Below are 18162 nucleotides of genomic sequence, written 5' to 3'. Positions count from 1 at the left end.
GGCCGCCGGTACGGGAATTACCAAGGCCCTGCCCCGCCAGGGACGACGCGGATATGGTGCTGGGGCAAGGGGGAAGGGCGCCGATCGTTTGCGGTCGCGCAGGGGTGCGCGTACGCGACGGCTGCGCCGACGTATGGGGCGTACGGGGTGAGCAGGGGGATTCGCGTGCCGACCGCCATTGCCGTCACCAGCGCCGATCTGGTGCTGCCGGCCCCCGACCGGCACACACCGCCGGCCGTCGTCCTGCATCCGCCCGGACAGCTCGACCTCGCGGGCGCCCTCGCCGATACGAGCGCCCTGCTGGAGCGCCACGGCCACCTCGTGGCCGTCGTACCGCCCTGGCTGCCGACCGCGACCGTCCGGCGGCTGCACACCGTGCGGGCCATCCTGGAGACCGACCGGATCGCCCTCGTCGACATCGATCTGCCCCCGCTGGCCACGGCCCTGCTGGTACGTCAGCTGCGCCAGCTCAGCGTCTGTGACTTCAGCCCCGGAGTCATCGCCTCCGCCGCCCGGCTGCTGTCCCACTACATCCACGCCGGGGCCCTGCTGGGCTCCGTCGCCAAACTGGACCGGGTCCCGGTCGGCCTCAAGGCGCACGCCCGCTCCTGGTCGCCGAGCGCGCAGTTCGCCGTACTGGCCCACCCGACCCCGCACCTGGCCAAGCTGACCGGCTCCGGCGGGCGCGGCGCGCACGCCGGGGGCTCCGCCCTGCCGCCCGGCCCCGCCTACGCCACCCACCTCACCTTCGCGCGCGGCCAGCTCGCCTCCGACTGGGTGGCGGCCGAACTGGCGCCCGCCTGGCGGGTCCAGGGCGTCATGGAGAACCCGCTCCCGGCCGACTCGCCCGCCTGGTGGGCCACGGCGAAGCTGGTCGAGTTCGCCGCCGCCATCCCCGACCCGTCCGTGCTCTACCAGCTGGTCGCCTCCGTCCGCCGTGAGGAGTGCCACTGGTGCGGCCTCGAACTCATCGGCGACCGCTGCGGCTTCTGCGCCGCACCCCTGGCCGCCCCGCCGCCGGCCGGGACCGGGGAGCGGACGGGGCCGTCGGCCTTCGCCGGCGCCCCCAGACCAAGACACTGACCGGCTGAACGATCGAAGAACGGCGAGGTAGTACGGCCCATGAACTCACGCCAGCGCCGCGGCGTCATCCTGCTGCTCCTGTCGGTCCTGTGCGCCCTCGCGGCGTTCGGCGGGGTCCTCGTGGTGATCGGCGACGTCAATTCCAAGGTCGGGGCCGAGGTCACCGCCTATCGCGCCAAGGGGGACATCCCGCCGTACAGCCCGCTGTCGGCGGGCCAGTTCGAGGAAGTCTCCATCCCCCGGCGCTGGCTGTCCGACACCGCCGTCACCGACCTCGGCCTGCTCAAGGACAAGATCGCGCTCACCACCCTGCGCAGGGGCTCGCTGCTCCAGTCGGACATGTTCGTCGACAAGCCCCAGCTCCAGCCCGGGGAGCAGGAGATCGCCATCATGATCGACGCGGCGACCGGGGTGGCCGGCAAGATCTACTCCGGGGCCAAGGTCAACATCATCGCCACCTTCAAGGGCGCCAAGGACACCGAGCCCTCCCGCTCGGTGATCATCGTGGCCAACGCCCGCGTCCTGAACGTCGGCAAGCTCACCGCCCTCGACAAGGACAGCGACAAGAAGGGCCCCGCCGAGGCGGTCCCGATCACCTTCGCCCTGAACACCAAGGACACCCAGCGCGTCGCGTACGCCGAGTCCTTCGCGGAGCACGTACGCCTGGCCCTGGTGGCCCCCGGCACCGACTCCGCGCCCGGCCCGGGCGACCGTACGTACACCCTCGACGGGGACAAGTGAGGCCCGGATGACCACCCGAATCCTCCCCGCGGCCGGCGACCCGGACGCCGCCCGCGCCATCTCCACCCTCCTCAGCCAGCTCCCGGCCGCCGAGCCGGGCGCCCCGGTCCCCGACTCCACCACGCTGCTCGACACCCTGGGGCGGCTGGCCGCCGAGTCCATCGACGAACTGCCCGAGGTCGTCCTCGTCCACGAGCGGATCGGCCCGGTGCCCGCGCTCGACCTCATCCGCGAGGTCGCGCTCCGCTTCCCGGCGGTGGGCGTGGTGCTGGTGTCCTCGGACGCCGGACCGGCGGTCTTCTCCGCCGCCATGGACTCGGGCGCGCGGGGTCTGGTCGGGCTGCCGCTCGCCTACGAGGAACTCGCCGCCCGCGTCCAGGCCGCCGCCCAGTGGTCCGTCGGCGTACGCCGCCACCTGGGCCGGGGAGCCGACGTGTTCACCGGTCCCGGGGGCAAGGTGGTCACCGTCACCGGGGCCAAGGGCGGCGTCGGCACCACCTTCACCGCCGTCCAGTTCGCGCTGGCGGCGGCCGCCTCGGGGAGGCGTACGGCCCTCGTCGACATGGACCTCCAGGCCGGCGACGTCGGCTCGTACCTCGACGTGCAGTTCCGGCGCTCGATCGCCGACCTCGCCGGGATCCACGACATCTCCCCGCGCGTGCTCCAGGACGCGGTGTACGAGGACCGGACGGGGCTCGCGCTGCTGCTCGCCCCGGCGGAGGGGGAGCGCGGCGAGGAGGTCGACGAACGCGCCGCCCGGCACATCGTCGGCGCCCTGCGCAGCCGGTACGAGCTCGTCGTCATCGACTGCGGCACCCAGGTCACCGGCGCGAACGCGGCCGCGGTGGAGATGGCGGACGTGGCGGTCCTGGTCACCACGCCCGACGTGGTCTGCGTACGGGCGGCCAAGCGGCTGGTCCGGATGTGGGAGCGGCTCCAGGTCCGCAAGGCGGAGGACACCGCGATGGTGGTCAACCGCTGGAGCAAGCACACGGAGATCCAGCCCTCGCTGATCGAGAAGATCACGAAGACGCGGGCCACCCGGACCCCGGTCCCGGCGGCCTTCAAGGAGCTCCAGGCGGTGGTGGACGCGGGCCGGGTGCAGGACCTCGACAACCGCTCCAGCGTGAAGCAGGCGCTGTGGACGCTGGCCGGCGAGCTCGGCCTGCTGACGGCACCGTCCGCGGCGGAGCCCGAGGCCGCCGGAGCGGGTAACCCGGGCGCGGCCCTCGCCGTACGGGCCGCGGGCCCGGTGGCACGGCTGCGCCGCGGCCGGGAGGGCTGACGGATGTCCGCGCGGAGACCCGCACGGGCCGCCCGGACCGCCCTTGCCGACCGGCGCGATCGCGGCCAGGTGGCGCTCGAGTTCGTCGGCATGGTGCCGCTGATCCTGCTGCTCGTGGCGGCGGTGTGGGAGTGCGTACTGATCGGGTACGCGTTCTCCCTGGCGGGCAACGCGGCGGACGAGGCGGCGCGGGTGGGCGCGGTGCACGGGGAGGGAGCCTGTGACGCCGCCGCGCGGCGGCACATCGGGACCGCCTGGCACGTGAGCGTGAGCTGCGGGGAGTCCGGCGACGTCTACAAGGCGACCGTGGAGCTGGGTCTGCCGGTCTTCTTCCCGGGCCTGGACATCGGCACCCCGATCACGGGCGAGGGCGGCTCGGCCAAGGAGGACGAGTGAACCGACACCGGAACCGATACCGATACCGACACCGACACCGGGACCGGAGCCGGAGCCGGAGCCGGGATCAGGACCGCGACCGGGGCCAAGTCGCCCTGGAGTACATCGGCTTCATCCCGATCCTGCTGTTCGTCGCGCTCTGCGGGATCCAGCTCGGCTGGGTCGCGTACGTGGAGCAGCAGGCGGACACCGCCGCCCGCACCGCGGCCCGCGTGGAGGCCCGCAGGGGCGAGGGCGGGGCGGCGGCCGGCAAGGCCGCGATCCGGCCCAGCCTCGCCTCGCTCGCGCAGATAGACGTAGATCCGGGGCCCGACGCGGTCACGGCGACGGCCCGCATCACCGTCAGGTCGATCGTGCCCGGCCTGGACTCGTACACGGCCGTGCGCACTGCCGTCATGCCCAACGACGATCCGAAGGGGTGAGCGCACCATGAGCCTGCGTTCCCGCGTCAACACCCCGGACGACCGGCACAGTCCCCGCGAGGACGGCCGGCTCGTCTCCGCGTACCGGGCCAAGCTGCTGGAGGAGATCGACCTCGCCGAGATGTCGGCGCTCGCGCCCGCCGAGCGCCGGGCCCGGCTGGAGCGCGTACTCGGGCACATCATCAGCCGTGAGGGCCCGGTCCTGTCCACCGTCGAGCGGGCGCAGCTGATCCGCCGGGTCGTGGACGAGGCGCTCGGCCTCGGCGTGCTCGAACCGCTCCTCGAAGACGCCTCGATCTCCGAGATCATGGTCAACGGACCGGACCAGATCTTCGTCGAGCGCGCAGGCCGCGTCGAGCAGCTGCCCCTGCGCTTCGCCTCGAACGAGCAGCTGATGCAGACCATCGAGCGCATCGTCTCCACCGTCAACCGCCGCGTGGACGAGGCGAATCCGATGGTCGACGCCCGCCTGCCCAGCGGCGAGCGCGTCAACGTGATCATCCCACCGCTGTCCCTGACCGGGGCCACGCTCACGATCCGGCGTTTCCCGCGCGCGTTCACCCTGCACGAGATGATCGGCCTCGGCTCGCTGGACGAGCAGATGCTCCTGCTGCTGTCCGGCCTGGTCCAGGCGAAGATGAACGTCATCGTGTCCGGGGCCACCGGCACCGGGAAGACCACGCTCCTCAACGCCCTCTCCGGCCTGATCCCGGAGGGCGAGCGGATCATCACCATCGAGGACTCGGCGGAGCTCCAGCTCCAGCAGGCGCACGTCATCCGCCTCGAATCCCGCCCGGCGAACGTGGAGGGCAAGGGCCGGATCACCATCCGCGACCTCGTACGCAACTCCCTGCGCATGCGCCCCGACCGCATCATCGTCGGCGAGGTCCGCGGCGGCGAGACCCTCGACATGCTCCAGGCGATGTCCACCGGCCACGACGGCTCCCTCGCCACCGTCCACGCGAACAGCGCCGAGGACGCGCTCATGCGCCTGCAGACCCTCGCCTCGATGTCCGAGGTGGAGGTCCCCTTCGAGGCCCTCCAGGACCAGATCAACAGCGCGGTGAACGTGGTCGTCCAGCTGACCCGCTTCGGCGACGGCTCCCGCCGCCTCACCGAGATCGCCATCCTCGACTCGCACGGCCGCGAGCCCTTCCGCATCACCACCGTCTGCCGGTTCGCCGCCCGGCCCATGGGCGCCGACGGCCGCGTCCACGGGTACTTCGAGTACTACCCGCTGCCGCGCCGGATCGCGGACCGCCTCTACATGAACAACCAGCCGATCCCCCAGGCCTTCGGGGTCGCCATGTCCGACGACCAGCTCGCCACCCGCATCACCCGGACCGTCCTGTGAACCCACTGATCCTCCTCACCCTCGGCGTCACCCTGCTGGCCTGCGTCCTCGTGGTCGCGGGCGTCCAGGCGTACGCCGCCGGCCGCGCCCAGCGCGCCGCCCTCGTCGAACGCCTCGCCGCCGACGGCGCGCCGGAGCAGTCGGGCCGCAGGCGCCGCTTCTCCGGCGTGGACCGGCGCCTGCGCCGGACCGCGCTCGGCAAGCGGATCGAGCTGAAACTGGCCGTGACCGGCCTGGACCTCACCCCCGGCGAGTTCTTCGTCTACGTGCTGATGTCCGTCGCCGGGGTGTGGCTGGTCGCGGCGAGCTTCCTGGCCCCGTTCTTCGGCCCGGTGGCCGCGCTGATCGGCCTGTGGGCGGCCGACGCCTTCCTCAACTGGCAGCGGGCGCGCCGCAACGAGCGCTTCATCAACCAGCTGCCCGAGCTCGCCCGCATCCTCGCCAACGCCACCCAGGCCGGGCTGGCCCTGCGTACGGCGATCGCCATAGCGGCGGAGGAGCTGGAGGCCCCGGCGGGCGAGGAGCTCTCGCGGGTCGCCGACCGCCTCGCCGTCGGCCACTCCGTCGAGGAGTCGCTGGGCGAGATCGCCGAACGGCTGCCCTCACGGGAACTGGTCGTACTGGTGTCGACGCTGGTGCTGTCCGCGCGGGCGGGCGGCGCGATCGTCGGCAGCCTGCGCAACCTGACCGTGACGCTGGAGCAGCGCAAGGAGACGCGGCGCGAGGTCCGCACCCAGCTCTCCCAGGTGACCGTGACGGCCTATCTGGTGCCGGCGATCGGACTCGGCTCGCTGCTGCTGGTGAACGCGATGATGCCGGGCGCGCTGGACCGGATGACCGGAGCCTTCATCGGCCAGACGGCGGTGCTGGTGGCGATCGGGCTGTTCACGCTGGGCTTCGTGCTGATCCGCCGGCTCTCGAAGATCGACGTGTGAGGGGGCGACGACGGACATGACGGCTCTGCTGCTGGCCCTGTTGCTGGGGATGTCGGTCTTCGGCGTCTTCCACGGCATCCGCCTCTACCGCGCCGAGGTCAAACTGCCGAGCGACCTCGCGCTCGCCCTGGAGGTCGGCGCCACCCGTACGACGGCCGTCGGCTCCGCCGTCGACCGGCTGGGCATCCGCTGGGCACCGCTCGTCCTGCGGCTGATGGGCCCGAACCGGGTCGCCCGCAAGCGCCGCCAGATCGACCTGGCGGGCAATCCGGCGGGCCTGACCATAGACCGGTACGCGGCGCGCCGCGCCGTGTACGGGTTCCTGGGGGCGCTCGGCGCCTTCTCGATGCTGATCAACGGGCAGCTCGTACCGGCCCTGCTGATGGTCGCGTTCGGCCTGTTCTGGATCGAGGTCGGCCTGTGGTCGGCGATCCGGGTCCGCCGCGACCACATCGAGCGGACCCTGCCGGACTTCCTGGACGTGCTCGCGGTCGTGGTGAGCGCGGGGCTCGGCTTCCGGCAGGCGCTGGAGCGCGTGGCGGCCAAGTACGACGGCCCCTGGTCGGACGAGATCCGGATCACCCTGCAGCAGATGGACATGGGCGTCAGCCGCCGCCAGGCCTTCGACGAACTGCGGCGGCGCAACGACTCCGAGCAGGTGGCGCAGTTCGTGACGGCGCTGCTGCAGGGCGAGGAGCTGGGCTCGCCGATCGTGGACACACTGATCGCCATCGCCGAGGACATGCGCCGTACGGATGCCCAGAACGCCCGCCGCCGGGCGGCCCGGGCGGTTCCGAAGGCCACCTTCGCGGTGACCATGTTCATGCTGCCGGGAACGCTGATCCTGCTGGTCTGCGGCTTCGTGTACGGCGCGGACGTCGACTTCGGCGCGCTGCTCGGGGGCGGGTGAACATGGCGGTCCTCCACATCCCCCTCGCGGGGCGCTCCGTACGCGGGAAGACGGCGGGGGAGCCCTCCCCGGCACTGCGGTCCAACGCCCTGCAGGCGCTCTCCCGCCGGGTCTTCGCCTTCCGGATGGTGATGATCGGCCTGGGCGCGCCGCCGGCCCTGGGGCGCACCGCCGCCGGTGGGCCGGCGTACCTCGTGGGCGGCGCGATCCTGCTCACCTTCATGCTCTCGTACGTGCTCTTCCGTGACTGGGAGCGCTTCGGGCCGCTGCTGCTGCGCCACCGGTGGCTGCTGGCCCCGGACCTGGCGTGCTGCGGGCTGCTGCTGGTCACGGCGCGGCCCGAGTCCCCCCTCGGCTTCGCCGTGCTCTGCACACCGCTGCTGGCCGGGCTGGTCCACGGGTGGCGCGGCGCGGCGGTGTACGCGGCTCTGGCGGCGGTGGCCGTGGCCGCCGTGGCCGGCGGGCCGACACTGCCGGCGCTGTGCCTGCTGGCGGGGGCGGCCGGAGCCTCGCTCCGGGACCTCCTCTTCCGCTTCGGCGCGGCCAGCCAGGCCCTGACGGAGACGCGGGCCCGGCTGGCGGCGGCCGAGGCGGTGCGCGCCGAACGGGACCACCTGGCCCGCGAGATGCACGACTCGGTGGCCAAGACCCTGCACGGCCTGGCCCTGGCGGCTGACGCCCTCGCCCGCACCACGGACCCGGCGGCCCTGCGCCGCCAGGCCGTCTTCCTCTCCGGCGCGGCCCGCGCGGCGGCGGCGGAATCCCGGGCACTGCTGACGGACCTGCGCCGGGAGACGCAGGCGCCGGGGGTCTCGCCGGCGGCCGAACTCCGCCGCCTGGCCGCCGCCGCGGACGCGGAGTTCCGCACGCGGGGAGTCCTCCCGTCGTTCCCCTCCGCGGTCGCGCACCACGTCCTGTCCATCACCTCGGAGGCCCTGGAGAACGCCCGCCGCCACGCGGGAGCCTCGCGCGTGCTGGTCGAGGCGGAGGTGGGCGCCGACGACCTCACCCTGACCGTCGAGGACGACGGCTGCGGCCTCCCGCCTGACGCCTGGCACCGCGGGGACCGCTTCGGCCTCCTCGGCATGACGGAACGAGCGGCGGCGATCGGCGCCCGCCTGCACGTCGGACCCGGGCGGTCCGGCTCCGGGACGCTGGTCCGACTGGACCTCCCGCTGACGGCCCTTACCCCGGAGGCCCCGGAGGGGAGCCCGTGAAGCCGCTCCGCGTCCTGATCGCAGACGACAACCCGGTGGTGCGCGCCGGCCTCGCCGCACTGCTGGCGACGGCGGAGGACATGGAGGTCGCCGCCCAGGCGGCGGACGGCCGCGAAGCCCTCGGCCTGACCCGCCGGCACGCCCCGGACGTGATCCTGCTGGACGTGCGCATGCCGGGCGTCGACGGCATCTCGGCCCTGCCGCACCTCGTACAGCTGGCGCCCGTACTGATGCTGACGTACAGCCGGGAGTCGGAGGTGGTCCGAGAAGCGCTCCTGCTGGGCGCGGGCGGCTACCTGGTCCACGGCGAATTCACGCCGGAGGACCTGCTCCGCGCGGTCCGCGACGTACGCGAGGGCCGGGCCCACTTCACGACGACGGCGGCGAGCGCACTCCTCGCGGAACTCCGGACCTCTTCGCAACCGCAACGAAGTGTGGCACGCTCTCCTGAGCGGCTGCACAACTCGGTTCTCTTCGGCTTGAGTTCGAGGGAGGTGGAGATCATGGATCTGATCGCGTCCGGGATGAGCAACCAGCAGATCGCGGCCACCTGCTTCATCAGCGAGAAGACGGTGAAGAACCACATCAACCGCATCTTCGCGAAGCTCCAGAGCGCGAGCCGCAGCGAGGCGATAGCGCGCTGGCTGGGAACCGCCCGTCCAGGGGTGAGCGGCCATGGGTAGACGGAGTGCGCAGTGGGTCCGTAATTGGGCCCCGGGACCCTTGGTTATCACCGGTGACTCCCCGTACGGTCCGCAAACCAACAGCGTCACCGGCCCGGGAGGAAACCCCCATGTTGCAGAACACCCTGGCGAGGATGCGGCAGCGGTACGGAACGAAGGCCGCCCGGGACCGAGGCCAGACGGCCTTCGAATACCTGGGCATCATCCTGGTGGTGGTGGTCATCATCGGCGCGATCGTCGGCACGGGCATCGGCCAGACGATCACCAACCGGATCGCCGCAGCGGTCACCGCGGTCACCGCTGGGAAGTGATCTCGGCGAAGTTCGACGAACGAGGGCAGGCATTCCCCATCTACATCGTGCTGGTGGCGGGGATGCTCTTCGCCGCGTTCGCCTTCTTCGTCTTCGGGCAGGCGGCACTCACGCGCAGCAATGCGCAGGGTGCCGCCGACGCGGCTGCCCTTGCAGCGGCGCGTGATGCGCGAGATCACTTGATCCCGGGCCTGGACTTCGCGAAGTTCGAACCCGATGACTGGGAGCGGATCCTTCGCGGCGAGTTCCTGGACTCGACCGGATCCTGCGCGGCGGCGAGCAGCTTCGCGGCCAAGAACGACGCGTCGGCGACCTGCACTCCGCGGACTCGTGAGTTCGCGGTCGAGGTGACGACCGACGGGACGGTGGGTAAGTCGGTCGTTCCGGGCACCGACAGCGTGCACGGGCAAGCCAAGGCGACCGCGGCGATCGCGCCGCGCTGCACTCTGGACGCCGTTCCGGCGCCTGGACCCACCCCATCCCCGACCGCCACCCCGGGCCCCACTCCGGCGCCGAGTCCGGCGCTGCCGGTGACGTTCAACTGCAAGGGCGGGAAAGCCCTGGTGCTGGACCCTTCGAAGCCCGATCCCTGGCGCAAGATCGCCAGGACCCTGTTTGACGTGCGCTTGGTCGATTGACAGTGAATGAGAGAGGGAAGCGGCATAGATGAGCACTCGGCACTCGGTGAAGGTCCGCGGGGGAGCCGCCGCCGTAGCTGTGGCGGTTCTGGCGATCACGATGGCCGGATGCGGAGGCGGCGACGACAACAAGCCCAAGGCGGCCCAGAGCCCGTCGTCGAATTCGCAGGGAGCCGCACCTCAGTCGAAGGCGCCCGGCAGCAGCCCCACGCCCACGCCGACCGAAGTGCTTGCCACCGTCAACGGCGAGAGCGGCATGACCCTCACCATCAACTCCGCAATGCGTGACGCGGGCGGCTTCCTCACGGTCAGCGGCCAGCTGAAGAACACCGGCAGCCAGGCCTTCGCCAGTACTGCAGCCTGGCGGGGCAATGAACTCAACAGCAGTGGAGCCTCGGTCGCGGGCGTCACCTTGGTCGACAAGGCCGGCAAGAAGCGGTACTACGTGCTGCGGGACACAGACGGCAGATGCCTGTGCACCACGGGCCTGACCGTCATCGACGCCGGCCAGACGGTGCCCTTCTTCGCACAGTTCCCGGTGCCTCCGAACAACACCACTCAGGTGGACTTCAACCTCCCCACCTTCGCCACGGCGACCATCAAAATCTCCGGGTGACCCCATGAATAAACGCCATCGTGTCTCCGCTGCGACAGCCGTCGTCGGTCTCGTCATGGCCTGTGCCCATCTGATGGGGGCGACCAACGCCTACGCCGACGACGTGAAGCCGTCCGCGCCTCCCGGCACGGAACCCTCCGCCGTCGCGCCGGTGCCGATCGACTCCAACGCCCCCGGCCTGAAGATCCCCCAGGGGGGGACCCTCGCTCCGATCAAGGTCCTGGACATCGCCGAGGTCGTCGAGGACCTCGGCGGTGAGCAGCGGCGGCAGGAGACCAATCAGACCGTCATGATGGCCCTGCAGTCCGAGGTGCTCTTCCCCGAGAACAGTGCCGTCTTCAACGCCCAGGCGGCCGCCCGGATACAGGCCATCGCCAACGAGATCAACACGCAGAAGGCGACCCGCGTCCGGGTGTTCGGGTTCACCGACGACCAGGGCAGCTACGAGCACGGCAAGGAGCTGTCCAAGCAGCGCGCCGACGCCGTTCAGGCCGAGCTCGCCAAGACCGTCACCAGCCCCGGCGTCATCTACGACGTACGCGGCTACAGCGAGGACTACCCCATCGCCGACAACGGCACCGAGGAAGGCCGCAAGAAGAACCGCCGCGTCGAGATCACCTTCCCCCGCAGCACCCCCGCCGGCGCCAGCTAGCCCGTCTCGCGGATCACGGCCGGACCTCTAAAGGTCCCGCCGGGCAGCTGACGGCCGACGCCGTCGGCGGCGCGCACGGCGCCAGGAGGAGCGGTGCGGACGCCCCGCACTCGGCGCGTGCGCGTCCCTCTAGCGCATGCCTGCGCCCGCCCGGGCGAGGAGCACGGCCGCCGCCTCGCCGGCCCGGAGGGCCGGATCCGGGCCGGGGTCCAGGGCCGCCACCACCGTCGCACCCTCGACCAGGATCAGCAGCTGGTCCGCCAGCTCCTCGCGCCCCGGCCCGGCGGCCTCCGCCAGCAGCTCCCGCAGCTCCGCCTTGTGGCGGCGTACGACGTCCAGCACCGCGGCGGGGCCGGTGCCCAGCTCCCCGTACGCGTTCAGGAACGCGCAGCCGCGGAAGTCCGGCTCCGAGAACCACGCGGCCAGCCATTCGAAGACCGCCCCGACCGGGTCTGCGGCCTCGGCCACCGCGCCCCGCAGGCCGGCCGTCCACCGCTGGTCGCGGCGCTCGAGATAGGCCGTGACCAGGGCCTCCTTGGCCGGGAACACTTTGTAGAGCCGCTTGAGCGGCACGCCCGACTCCGTGCGGATGCGGTCCATGCCGACGGCCTGGATGCCCTCGGCGTAGAACAGCGCCTCCGCCGCGTCCAGCAGCCGGGTCCGGGCCTCGTCATCGTCCATGAAGGCAGCGTAGCCCAGGATCGCTTGCATTGAGAACGGTCGTTCTCTAGGGTCTGAGAACGGCCGTTCTCCGCCTTTCCCACCCACCCGCTCCCCCTCTCCCAACCGAGGTGACCGCCATGACCGACACCCCCGTCGTACGTCCGCCCCTGCCCCCCTTCACCGAGGAATCCGCCCGCGCCAAGGTCCAGGCCGCCGAGGACGCCTGGAACAGCCGCGACCCCGAGCGCGTCGCCCTCGCCTATACCGAGAACTCGTTCTGGCGTAACCGCGACCGCTTCCTCAGCGGCCGCGACGAGATCCGGGAGTTCCTCACCGAGAAGTGGGAGCGCGAGCTCGACTACCGGCTCCGCAAGGAGCTGTGGGCCTACACCGGCAACCGCATCTCCGTCCGCTTCGAGTACGAGTGGCACGACGCCTCCGGCCAGTGGTGGCGCAGCCACGGCAACGAGCAGTGGGAGTTCGACGGCAACGGGCTGATGCGCCGCCGCGAGGCCAGCATCAACGACATCCCGATCACCGCCGAGGACCGCCGCCTCACCTGACAGGTGTGCCGTCCCGCGCCCCGCGGTATGTGTCTGCGCGATCACTCACCCCCTGTGAGGAGGCTCGGCATGACGGGACGGGCTCGCGTGAACGGCGTGGACCTCTACTGCGAGGTCGTGGGCGAGGGCGAACCCCTGGTCCTCGTCCACGGCTCGTGGGTCGACCACGAGACCTGGCAGCGCGTCGTCCCCCGCCTCGCGCAGTCGTTCCGCGTACTGGTCTACGACCGCCGGGGCCACAGCCGCAGCGAGCGCCCGCCGGGCCAGGGCAGCCGGCGCCAGGACGAGGACGACCTCGCGTCGCTCATCGAGATCCTCGGCGCCCCGGCCCACGTCGCCGCGAACTCCTTCGGCGCCTCCACCGCCCTCGGCCTCGCCACCCGCCGTCCCGAGCTGCTGCGCAGCCTGAGCGCGCACGAGCCGCCGCTCATGGACATCGTGGGCGACGGGGACCGGCAGCTCCGCCCCGTGCTCCAGGCCATGGAGGCCGCCCTCGACGGCGTCCTCAGGGCCCTGCGCGCGGGTGAGGACCGGGCGGGTGCGCAGCGGTTCGTGGACGACGTCGCCGTGGGCCCGGGCGGATGGGAGCAGATGCCGGAGCGGTTCCGCCGGACGATCACCGCCAACGCCCCCACGTTCGTCGACGAACACGGTGACCCGGACTGGGCCCGCCTGGACCTCGCGCGCCTCGACGGCTTCCCGGGCCCCGCGCTGCTGACCTTCGGCAGCGAGAGCCCGCCGTGGTTCCCGGTGATCGTCGGCAAGCTCGCGACCGCGCTCGGCGGCCGGGCCCGGATGCGCACGCTGGTGGGGGACGGCCACGTACCCCACCTCACCCACCCGGACCGCTACGCCGACGACCTCACGGCGTTCATCCGGTCGACGGGGATGTAGCGGCCGGCCTCACGACGCCTGGTGAGCCTGGGTGATGAGGTCCGTCGCGACCTCCAGCGCCGCCTGGCGGGTCTCCTCCCGGTCGCCCTCCACGTGCTGGAGGAACATCATCCCCGCGTGCAGGGTGAACAGCGCGCTCACGCACCGCACCTGGTCCGCCAGCGGCCCGTCCTCCGTGCGCAGCAGCTCCACGAGCGTGAACAGCCGGCGCTTCACCGTCTCGCCGATGCTCAGCTCCCGCATCGTCGCCTGGTTCTCCTGCATGAAGCGGTACAGCGGCGCGCCCGCAGCCATCGCCTCGCTGTAGCGGCGCAGCACCTCGCGCTTCATCTCCAGCGTCCGGGGCTGCTGCTCCGCCCAGTCGATCAGCTCGTCGATCGGCCTGGTCAGGTCCTCGAAGACGCTGATGATGATGTCTTCCTTGGTCTTGAAGTGGTAGTACAGCGCCGCCTTCGTGACCTCCAGCCGCTCCGCGATCTCGCGCAGCGACGTCTTCTCGTACCCCTGCTCGGCGAAGAGCTCCAGTGCGACGTCCTGGATGCGCTGGCGCGTGTTGCCGCGGCGCGCCTGCGGACTGCTGCTGGACATGGCTCTCCTCAAACTACTTACTTACTTGACGACCGGCTAGTGACGGGTCTACCTTCCCCAGTGTAGTGAACTAGCCGGGCGGCAAGTAAGGGCCTGGAGCACATGGGTAAACGGGGAGTGACATGGCTGAAAACATAAAGGCGGCGGAGATCTCCGAGGGGGTGAAGCCGCGCAGCGTCCGTGTCGTCCTCATGGCTCTCATGATCGCGATGCTGCTGGCCATGCTCGACAACATGATCATCGGTACCGCGATGCCGACGATCGTCGGCGAGCTCGGCGGTCTGGAGCACCTCTCCTGGGTGGTCACCGCGTACACCCTCGCCACCGCCGCCTCCACTCCCATCTGGGGGAAGATCGGCGACATGTACGGGCGGAAGGGCTCCTTCCTCACCTCCATCGTGATCTTCCTGATCGGCTCCGCGCTCAGCGGCATGGCCCAGGACATGGCCCAGCTGATCGGCTTCCGCGCCGTCCAGGGCCTCGGCGCCGGCGGTCTGATGGTCGGCGTCATGGCGATCATCGGCGACCTGATCCCGCCCCGTGAGCGCGGCAAGTACCAGGGCATGATGGCCGGCGTGATGGCCCTCGCCATGATCGGCGGACCGCTGGTCGGCGGCACCATCACCGACCACCTCGGCTGGCGCTGGTCCTTCTACATCAACCTGCCGCTGGGCGCCGTCGCGCTCGCGATGGTCACCGCCGTCCTGCACCTGCCGAAGAAGGACGGGGGGCAGCGGCCGAAGATCGACTACCTGGGCGCGGCCCTCCTGACCGTCGCCATCACCTCCACCGTGCTCGTCACGACCTGGGGCGGCACCGAGTACGCCTGGGGCTCCGGCCAGATCATCGGCCTGATCGTCGTCGGCATCGCGTCCATCGCCGCCTTCCTCTTCGTCGAGACCAAGGCTGCCGAGCCCGTCATGCCGCTGCACATCTTCCGCAGCCGCAACTTCACGCTCATGTCGGTCATCGGCTTCCTCGTCGGCTTCGCGATGTTCGGCGGCGTGCTCTACCTCCCGCTCTTCCAGCAGTCGGTCCAGGGAGCCTCCGCCACCAACTCCGGCCTGCTGCTCCTGCCGATGCTGCTCTCGATGATGGTCGTCTCGCTGATCGCGGGCCGCGTCACCACGAGCAGCGGCAAGTACAAGATCTTCCCGATCGCGGGCGGCGCGCTCATGGTCGCGGGGCTCTTCCTGCTCGCGCAGATGGACACCGACACCACCCGCCTGATGTCCGGCGTCTACATGGCCGTCCTCGGCGCAGGCCTCGGCTTCCTGATGCAGATCACCATGCTGGTCGCGCAGAACAGCGTGGACATGAAGGACATGGGCGTCGCGTCCTCGTCGGCCACCCTCTTCCGTACGCTCGGCGGCTCGTTCGGCGTGGCCCTGATGGGCTCGCTGTTCACCAGTCAGGTCACCCAGACCATGACCGACCGCCTCGGCCCGGGTGCCGCCCGGGCCGCGGGCTCCGCCCAGCTCGACGCGGCCAGCCTGGCCAAGCTGGAGCCGACGATCCGCGACGCCTACCAGCACGCGGTCGCCGCCGGTACGCACTCGGCGTTCCTCCTCGGTGCGGGTGTCGCCGTACTGGGCTTCGTGGCGGCCTGGTTCGTCAAGGAGGTCCCGCTGCGGGGCGCGGGTCCGGCCAAGGGTGACGGCGCCGGCGACGGCAACGCGGCGCAGGCTCCGGCGGAGTCCCTCGCCCACTGACGCTCCGGAACCACCCGGTCCACGCGCACCGGCCCGGCCCCGGCGGATTCTTCCGCCGGGGCCGGGTTTTTTCATGGGCCGAAGCCGTTGCCCGTGGGGCAGGCGAGTGTCAGTGATGCAGGGGAGATTGATCTGGTTCCGTCCTGATTCAGGTGGGGTCCAAATCGGGACGATCAAGGGCTAAGGTCCTATTAGCTGGATTTTATAGGGGAATTGGCGGGAACCCGTCCCGTTCGAGGGTCGTCCTGGAAGGCAGAGCGCACACAAACACGGACGGGGAGGGGACGGTTCATGGGCTTCATGGCGCGCGCGGACAGGCGGGGCATCCGGGCCGGGGCGGTCGTCGTGGCGGCGGCCGTCGCGGTGGCCGGGACGGTGTGGGGAGCGGCGTCCCTCGTCGGACCGGGGCACGGGACGGGACAGCAGCCCGCGCACGAGAACGTGGCACGCCGGACCGGCGCCCCCGGCGTCTCCGCCACCCCCGGCGACGGCGCCACCCCCGGCGACGGCGCGAAGGGCGGCGGCGCCCGAGGTGCAGGCGGCGCGCCGCAGTCGCGCATACCCGACGGCATAGCCCACGCCTCCGAAAGCGGAGGCAATTTCGTCAACATCACCATCGACGACGGCCCGGACCCCCAATGGACCCCCAAGGTCCTCGACGTACTGAAGAAGTACGACGTGAAGGCGACCTTCTGCATGATCGGACCGCAGGCCAAGGCCCACCCCGATCTCGTCAAGCGCGTCGTCGCGGCCGGCCACCGGCTCTGCGACCACACCATGGACCACAACACGACCATGGACAAGAAGCCCGTCGCCTACCAGGAGCGGCAGATCCTGGACGCGAAGAAGATGATCGAGGACGCGGCGGGCGGCGGCGCCGAGGTGGAGTACTACCGCGCCCCCGGCGGCGCGTTCACCCCCGACAGCCGCCGCATCGCCGCCGCGAACGGCATGCGCCCGCTCGGGTGGAACGTCGACACCAAGGACTTCGGGAAGCCCGGCGTCGCCGCCATCGTCAACGCGTTCAAGAGCGAGATCGGCAACGGCCCGACCGCCCTCTTCCACGACGGCGGCGGCAACCGAGCCCAGACCGTCGAGGCCCTCGACCAGGTGCTGGCCTGGCTGAAGGACCAGGGCCGCCCCACCGGATTCCCCGTCCGCACCGCCCCGGACGGTTCCTGACACGCCGTCCGGCGGCGAACGGGTGAAGGTCGCCGCCCGGGCGCCGCCCGCGGTGTTCCCTGGTCGCGCACAGAGCCGGCGCGGCCTGCGCGCGGCCCGCACGGAGCCGCGCGCAGCCCGCGTACGGAAAGCCCCGTACGGAAAGCCCGTACGACCGCCCAGGAGGCCCCCGTGATCCCACCGGAGCAGCTGACCGACCCCACCGTCCGCGCCTTCGTCAACGCCGTCAACGCGGGTGACCGGAGTGCCTTCCAGGCCGTCCTCACCCCGGGCGCCACGATGTCCGACGACGGCTCGGACCGTGACATCGCCCAGTGGGCCGACAAGGAGATCTTCTCCTCCAACGGGCACATGGACGTCGAGAAGGAGTCCGACGGCGGCCTCGCCCTCATCGTCGACTACCGCAACGACACGTGGGGCGAGATGCGCACCGCCTGGCGGTTCGTCACCGACGGAGGCCGCGTCAGCCGCTTCGAGACGGGCCAGGCCTGAGCCGCCGCAGCTGCCCGCGGCACCACCAGCGGCACCGCCGCCCCGGGGTCCGTTCTCCGGGGCGGCCCCGCCCGGGGCGGCGGCCGCGCGATCGCGGGACGTCCCGTCGCCCGGATCCCGTACGGGTGAAAGCGCGCCCGGCCTCGTTCCAGCCCGCCGCGGGCCCCCGTTGGAGCGGTCATGAAGCGCACCCGTACCGCCGTTCTCGCCCTCGCCGCCGCCGCTGCGGCCCTCGCCCCGGCCCTCGGCCAGGCCGCCGCCACCGCCGCGGACGGCGGGTACCTCCAGGACCCGGCCGGCGGCGAGAAGACGATGAAGTCGCAGTGGACCAAGGACGAGATGCACAAGGTGGAAGGGCAGTTCCGCCTCTACCCCGGAGTGCAGTACAAGACGGTCACCCGCCCCGGTCCCCCGGGCGCCCCCGACTACGAGCGCCGTGTCGCCGACCCCAAGACCCTCGCGTGGCAGCCGTCGTTCGACTTCGGCTGGGCGGTGTCGGACTCGACGCTGGTGAAGAAGGCCGTGACCACCAAGGACGGCAAGCACCCGATCGTCGTGCACGCCGTACTGCGGCGCTCGTCGGACCGCGCCAAGGCGGTCGAGGTGCACCAGGAGCTGACGAACCGGCCGGCGACGGGGCGGGCCAAGGTTTTGGGTGGCAAGCGGATCGCCTGCGACACCGGCGAGTACACGGTGGAGTGGTCGGTCACGCGCTCGGGCTACGGGACGCTCACGGGAACGCTGCGCTGGGATTCCGGCTGTGAGCAGTACCGGACGGCGTTCTCGAGGGAGAACGGCAAGGTCTGAGCCGGAGGGGGGATGGCC

22 protein-coding genes are annotated in these 18162 nt (G+C 71.6%); 20 read left to right on the top strand and 2 right to left on the bottom strand.

Annotation, left to right across the window (positions count from 1 at the left end; translation table 11 throughout):
* Positions 1-165 precede the first annotated feature (165 nt).
* The 14 genes from ACFXGI_RS28430 (at position 166) to ACFXGI_RS28365 (ending at position 11243) form a co-directional block, all read left to right on the top strand.
* Positions 166-1083 (top strand): hypothetical protein, encoded by a 918-nt coding sequence (locus tag ACFXGI_RS28430; RefSeq protein WP_384712428.1) that lies wholly within the window; start codon positions 166-168, stop codon positions 1081-1083.
* Positions 1084-1122: 39 nt separating this feature from the next.
* A complete protein-coding gene (gene cpaB, locus ACFXGI_RS28425; protein WP_384712425.1) occupies positions 1123-1824 on the top strand; it encodes a Flp pilus assembly protein CpaB in 702 nt (233 codons plus the stop codon).
* A gap of 7 nt (positions 1825-1831) precedes the next feature.
* Positions 1832-3109 carry a CpaE family protein gene (locus ACFXGI_RS28420; RefSeq protein ID WP_384712422.1) on the top strand — a complete coding sequence of 426 codons (1278 nt, stop codon included), beginning with the start codon at positions 1832-1834 and terminating at the stop codon, positions 3107-3109.
* Positions 3110-3112: 3 nt separating this feature from the next.
* Positions 3113-3505 carry a TadE family protein gene (locus ACFXGI_RS28415; protein ID WP_384712419.1) on the top strand — a complete coding sequence of 131 codons (393 nt, stop codon included), beginning with the start codon at positions 3113-3115 and terminating at the stop codon, positions 3503-3505.
* Positions 3502-3927, top strand: a complete 426-nt coding sequence (locus ACFXGI_RS28410; RefSeq protein WP_384712416.1) for a TadE/TadG family type IV pilus assembly protein — start codon at positions 3502-3504, stop codon at positions 3925-3927. Before ACFXGI_RS28415 ends, ACFXGI_RS28410 begins: the two co-directional genes overlap by 4 nt.
* A 7-nt stretch (positions 3928-3934) precedes the next feature.
* Positions 3935-5281, top strand: a complete 1347-nt coding sequence (locus ACFXGI_RS28405) for a CpaF family protein (protein ID WP_384712413.1) — start codon at positions 3935-3937, stop codon at positions 5279-5281.
* Positions 5278-6216: a type II secretion system F family protein gene (locus ACFXGI_RS28400; RefSeq protein ID WP_384712410.1), complete on the top strand. Its 939-nt coding sequence runs from the start codon at positions 5278-5280 to the stop codon at positions 6214-6216. Before ACFXGI_RS28405 ends, ACFXGI_RS28400 begins: the two co-directional genes overlap by 4 nt.
* Positions 6217-6232: 16 nt before the next feature.
* Positions 6233-7126: a DUF5936 domain-containing protein gene (locus ACFXGI_RS28395; protein WP_384712407.1), complete on the top strand. Its 894-nt coding sequence runs from the start codon at positions 6233-6235 to the stop codon at positions 7124-7126.
* A 2-nt stretch (positions 7127-7128) separates the two neighbouring features.
* On the top strand, positions 7129-8343 hold the full coding sequence (locus ACFXGI_RS28390; RefSeq protein WP_384712404.1) for a sensor histidine kinase: 1215 nt from the start codon (positions 7129-7131) through the stop codon (positions 8341-8343).
* Entirely contained in the window at positions 8340-9026 is a 687-nt protein-coding gene (locus tag ACFXGI_RS28385) for a response regulator (RefSeq protein WP_384712401.1), read from the top strand. The genes ACFXGI_RS28390 and ACFXGI_RS28385 overlap by 4 nt, the downstream gene beginning before the upstream one ends.
* A 110-nt stretch (positions 9027-9136) precedes the next feature.
* A complete protein-coding gene (locus ACFXGI_RS28380; RefSeq protein WP_327133377.1) occupies positions 9137-9337 on the top strand; it encodes a hypothetical protein in 201 nt (66 codons plus the stop codon).
* The gene (locus tag ACFXGI_RS28375) at positions 9334-9975 is read left to right on the top strand and encodes a pilus assembly protein TadG-related protein (RefSeq protein ID WP_384712397.1); all 642 of its coding nucleotides are present in this window, start codon (positions 9334-9336) and stop codon (positions 9973-9975) included. Before ACFXGI_RS28380 ends, ACFXGI_RS28375 begins: the two co-directional genes overlap by 4 nt.
* A gap of 28 nt (positions 9976-10003) precedes the next feature.
* Positions 10004-10591 (top strand): hypothetical protein, encoded by a 588-nt coding sequence (locus ACFXGI_RS28370; RefSeq protein WP_384712394.1) that lies wholly within the window; start codon positions 10004-10006, stop codon positions 10589-10591.
* Between the two features lie 4 nt (positions 10592-10595).
* Positions 10596-11243 carry an OmpA family protein gene (locus tag ACFXGI_RS28365; RefSeq protein WP_384712391.1) on the top strand — a complete coding sequence of 216 codons (648 nt, stop codon included), beginning with the start codon at positions 10596-10598 and terminating at the stop codon, positions 11241-11243.
* A gap of 129 nt (positions 11244-11372) precedes the next feature.
* Here ACFXGI_RS28365 and ACFXGI_RS28360 read toward each other — a convergent pair whose 3' ends face one another.
* Entirely contained in the window at positions 11373-11924 is a 552-nt protein-coding gene (locus ACFXGI_RS28360; protein ID WP_384712388.1) for a TetR/AcrR family transcriptional regulator, read from the bottom strand.
* 119 nt (positions 11925-12043) lie between these two features.
* Here ACFXGI_RS28360 and ACFXGI_RS28355 point away from each other — a divergent pair, with 119 nt between their 5' ends.
* Complete coding sequence (locus ACFXGI_RS28355; RefSeq protein ID WP_384712385.1) at positions 12044-12469, top strand: nuclear transport factor 2 family protein; 426 nt, start codon at positions 12044-12046, stop codon at positions 12467-12469.
* A 69-nt stretch (positions 12470-12538) separates the two neighbouring features.
* On the top strand, positions 12539-13363 hold the full coding sequence (locus ACFXGI_RS28350) for an alpha/beta fold hydrolase (protein ID WP_384712382.1): 825 nt from the start codon (positions 12539-12541) through the stop codon (positions 13361-13363).
* Between the two features lie 9 nt (positions 13364-13372).
* Here ACFXGI_RS28350 and ACFXGI_RS28345 read toward each other — a convergent pair whose 3' ends face one another.
* A complete protein-coding gene (locus ACFXGI_RS28345; protein ID WP_384712379.1) occupies positions 13373-13951 on the bottom strand; it encodes a TetR/AcrR family transcriptional regulator in 579 nt (192 codons plus the stop codon).
* A 122-nt stretch (positions 13952-14073) separates the two neighbouring features.
* Between ACFXGI_RS28345 and ACFXGI_RS28340 the strand changes: the two genes are divergently transcribed.
* The 4 genes from ACFXGI_RS28340 to ACFXGI_RS28325 all read left to right on the top strand — a co-directional run bounded on the left by ACFXGI_RS28340 (position 14074) and on the right by ACFXGI_RS28325 (position 18144).
* Complete coding sequence (locus ACFXGI_RS28340) at positions 14074-15663, top strand: MDR family MFS transporter (RefSeq protein ID WP_384712376.1); 1590 nt, start codon at positions 14074-14076, stop codon at positions 15661-15663.
* Between the two features lie 300 nt (positions 15664-15963).
* Positions 15964-16845 (top strand): polysaccharide deacetylase family protein, encoded by an 882-nt coding sequence (locus ACFXGI_RS28335; RefSeq protein WP_384712561.1) that lies wholly within the window; start codon positions 15964-15966, stop codon positions 16843-16845.
* A 171-nt stretch (positions 16846-17016) separates the two neighbouring features.
* Positions 17017-17337, top strand: coding sequence for a nuclear transport factor 2 family protein (locus tag ACFXGI_RS28330; RefSeq protein WP_384712373.1), 321 nt, complete (start codon positions 17017-17019; stop codon positions 17335-17337).
* Positions 17338-17517: 180 nt separating this feature from the next.
* On the top strand, positions 17518-18144 hold the full coding sequence (locus tag ACFXGI_RS28325) for a hypothetical protein (RefSeq protein ID WP_384712370.1): 627 nt from the start codon (positions 17518-17520) through the stop codon (positions 18142-18144).
* Positions 18145-18162 lie beyond the last annotated feature (18 nt).

The organism is Streptomyces sp. NPDC059355, from assembly GCF_042752335.1.
GTDB lineage: Bacteria > Actinomycetota > Actinomycetes > Streptomycetales > Streptomycetaceae > Streptomyces.
The sequence above is the reverse complement of the archived record's forward strand: the minus strand, read 5'-3'. Positions and strand labels throughout refer to the sequence as shown.

What these genes read in the sequence shown, in the direction of transcription:
- cpaB (WP_384712425.1), top strand. Translation starts at nt 1,123, where the DNA reads ATGAACTCACGCCAGCGCCGCGGCGTCATCCTGCTGCTCCTGTCGGTC.
- ACFXGI_RS28420 (WP_384712422.1), top strand. Translation starts at nt 1,832, where the DNA reads ATGACCACCCGAATCCTCCCCGCGGCCGGCGACCCGGACGCCGCCCGC.
- ACFXGI_RS28415 (WP_384712419.1), top strand. Translation starts at nt 3,113, where the DNA reads ATGTCCGCGCGGAGACCCGCACGGGCCGCCCGGACCGCCCTTGCCGAC.
- ACFXGI_RS28405 (WP_384712413.1), top strand. Translation starts at nt 3,935, where the DNA reads ATGAGCCTGCGTTCCCGCGTCAACACCCCGGACGACCGGCACAGTCCC.
- ACFXGI_RS28395 (WP_384712407.1), top strand. Translation starts at nt 6,233, where the DNA reads ATGACGGCTCTGCTGCTGGCCCTGTTGCTGGGGATGTCGGTCTTCGGC.
- ACFXGI_RS28390 (WP_384712404.1), top strand. Translation starts at nt 7,129, where the DNA reads ATGGCGGTCCTCCACATCCCCCTCGCGGGGCGCTCCGTACGCGGGAAG.
- ACFXGI_RS28380 (WP_327133377.1), top strand. Translation starts at nt 9,137, where the DNA reads ATGTTGCAGAACACCCTGGCGAGGATGCGGCAGCGGTACGGAACGAAG.
- ACFXGI_RS28370 (WP_384712394.1), top strand. Translation starts at nt 10,004, where the DNA reads ATGAGCACTCGGCACTCGGTGAAGGTCCGCGGGGGAGCCGCCGCCGTA.
- ACFXGI_RS28365 (WP_384712391.1), top strand. Translation starts at nt 10,596, where the DNA reads ATGAATAAACGCCATCGTGTCTCCGCTGCGACAGCCGTCGTCGGTCTC.
- ACFXGI_RS28360 (WP_384712388.1), bottom strand. Translation starts at nt 11,924, where the DNA reads ATGGACGATGACGAGGCCCGGACCCGGCTGCTGGACGCGGCGGAGGCG.
- ACFXGI_RS28355 (WP_384712385.1), top strand. Translation starts at nt 12,044, where the DNA reads ATGACCGACACCCCCGTCGTACGTCCGCCCCTGCCCCCCTTCACCGAG.
- ACFXGI_RS28350 (WP_384712382.1), top strand. Translation starts at nt 12,539, where the DNA reads ATGACGGGACGGGCTCGCGTGAACGGCGTGGACCTCTACTGCGAGGTC.
- ACFXGI_RS28345 (WP_384712379.1), bottom strand. Translation starts at nt 13,951, where the DNA reads ATGTCCAGCAGCAGTCCGCAGGCGCGCCGCGGCAACACGCGCCAGCGC.
- ACFXGI_RS28340 (WP_384712376.1), top strand. Translation starts at nt 14,074, where the DNA reads ATGGCTGAAAACATAAAGGCGGCGGAGATCTCCGAGGGGGTGAAGCCG.
- ACFXGI_RS28335 (WP_384712561.1), top strand. Translation starts at nt 15,964, where the DNA reads ATGGCGCGCGCGGACAGGCGGGGCATCCGGGCCGGGGCGGTCGTCGTG.
- ACFXGI_RS28325 (WP_384712370.1), top strand. Translation starts at nt 17,518, where the DNA reads ATGAAGCGCACCCGTACCGCCGTTCTCGCCCTCGCCGCCGCCGCTGCG.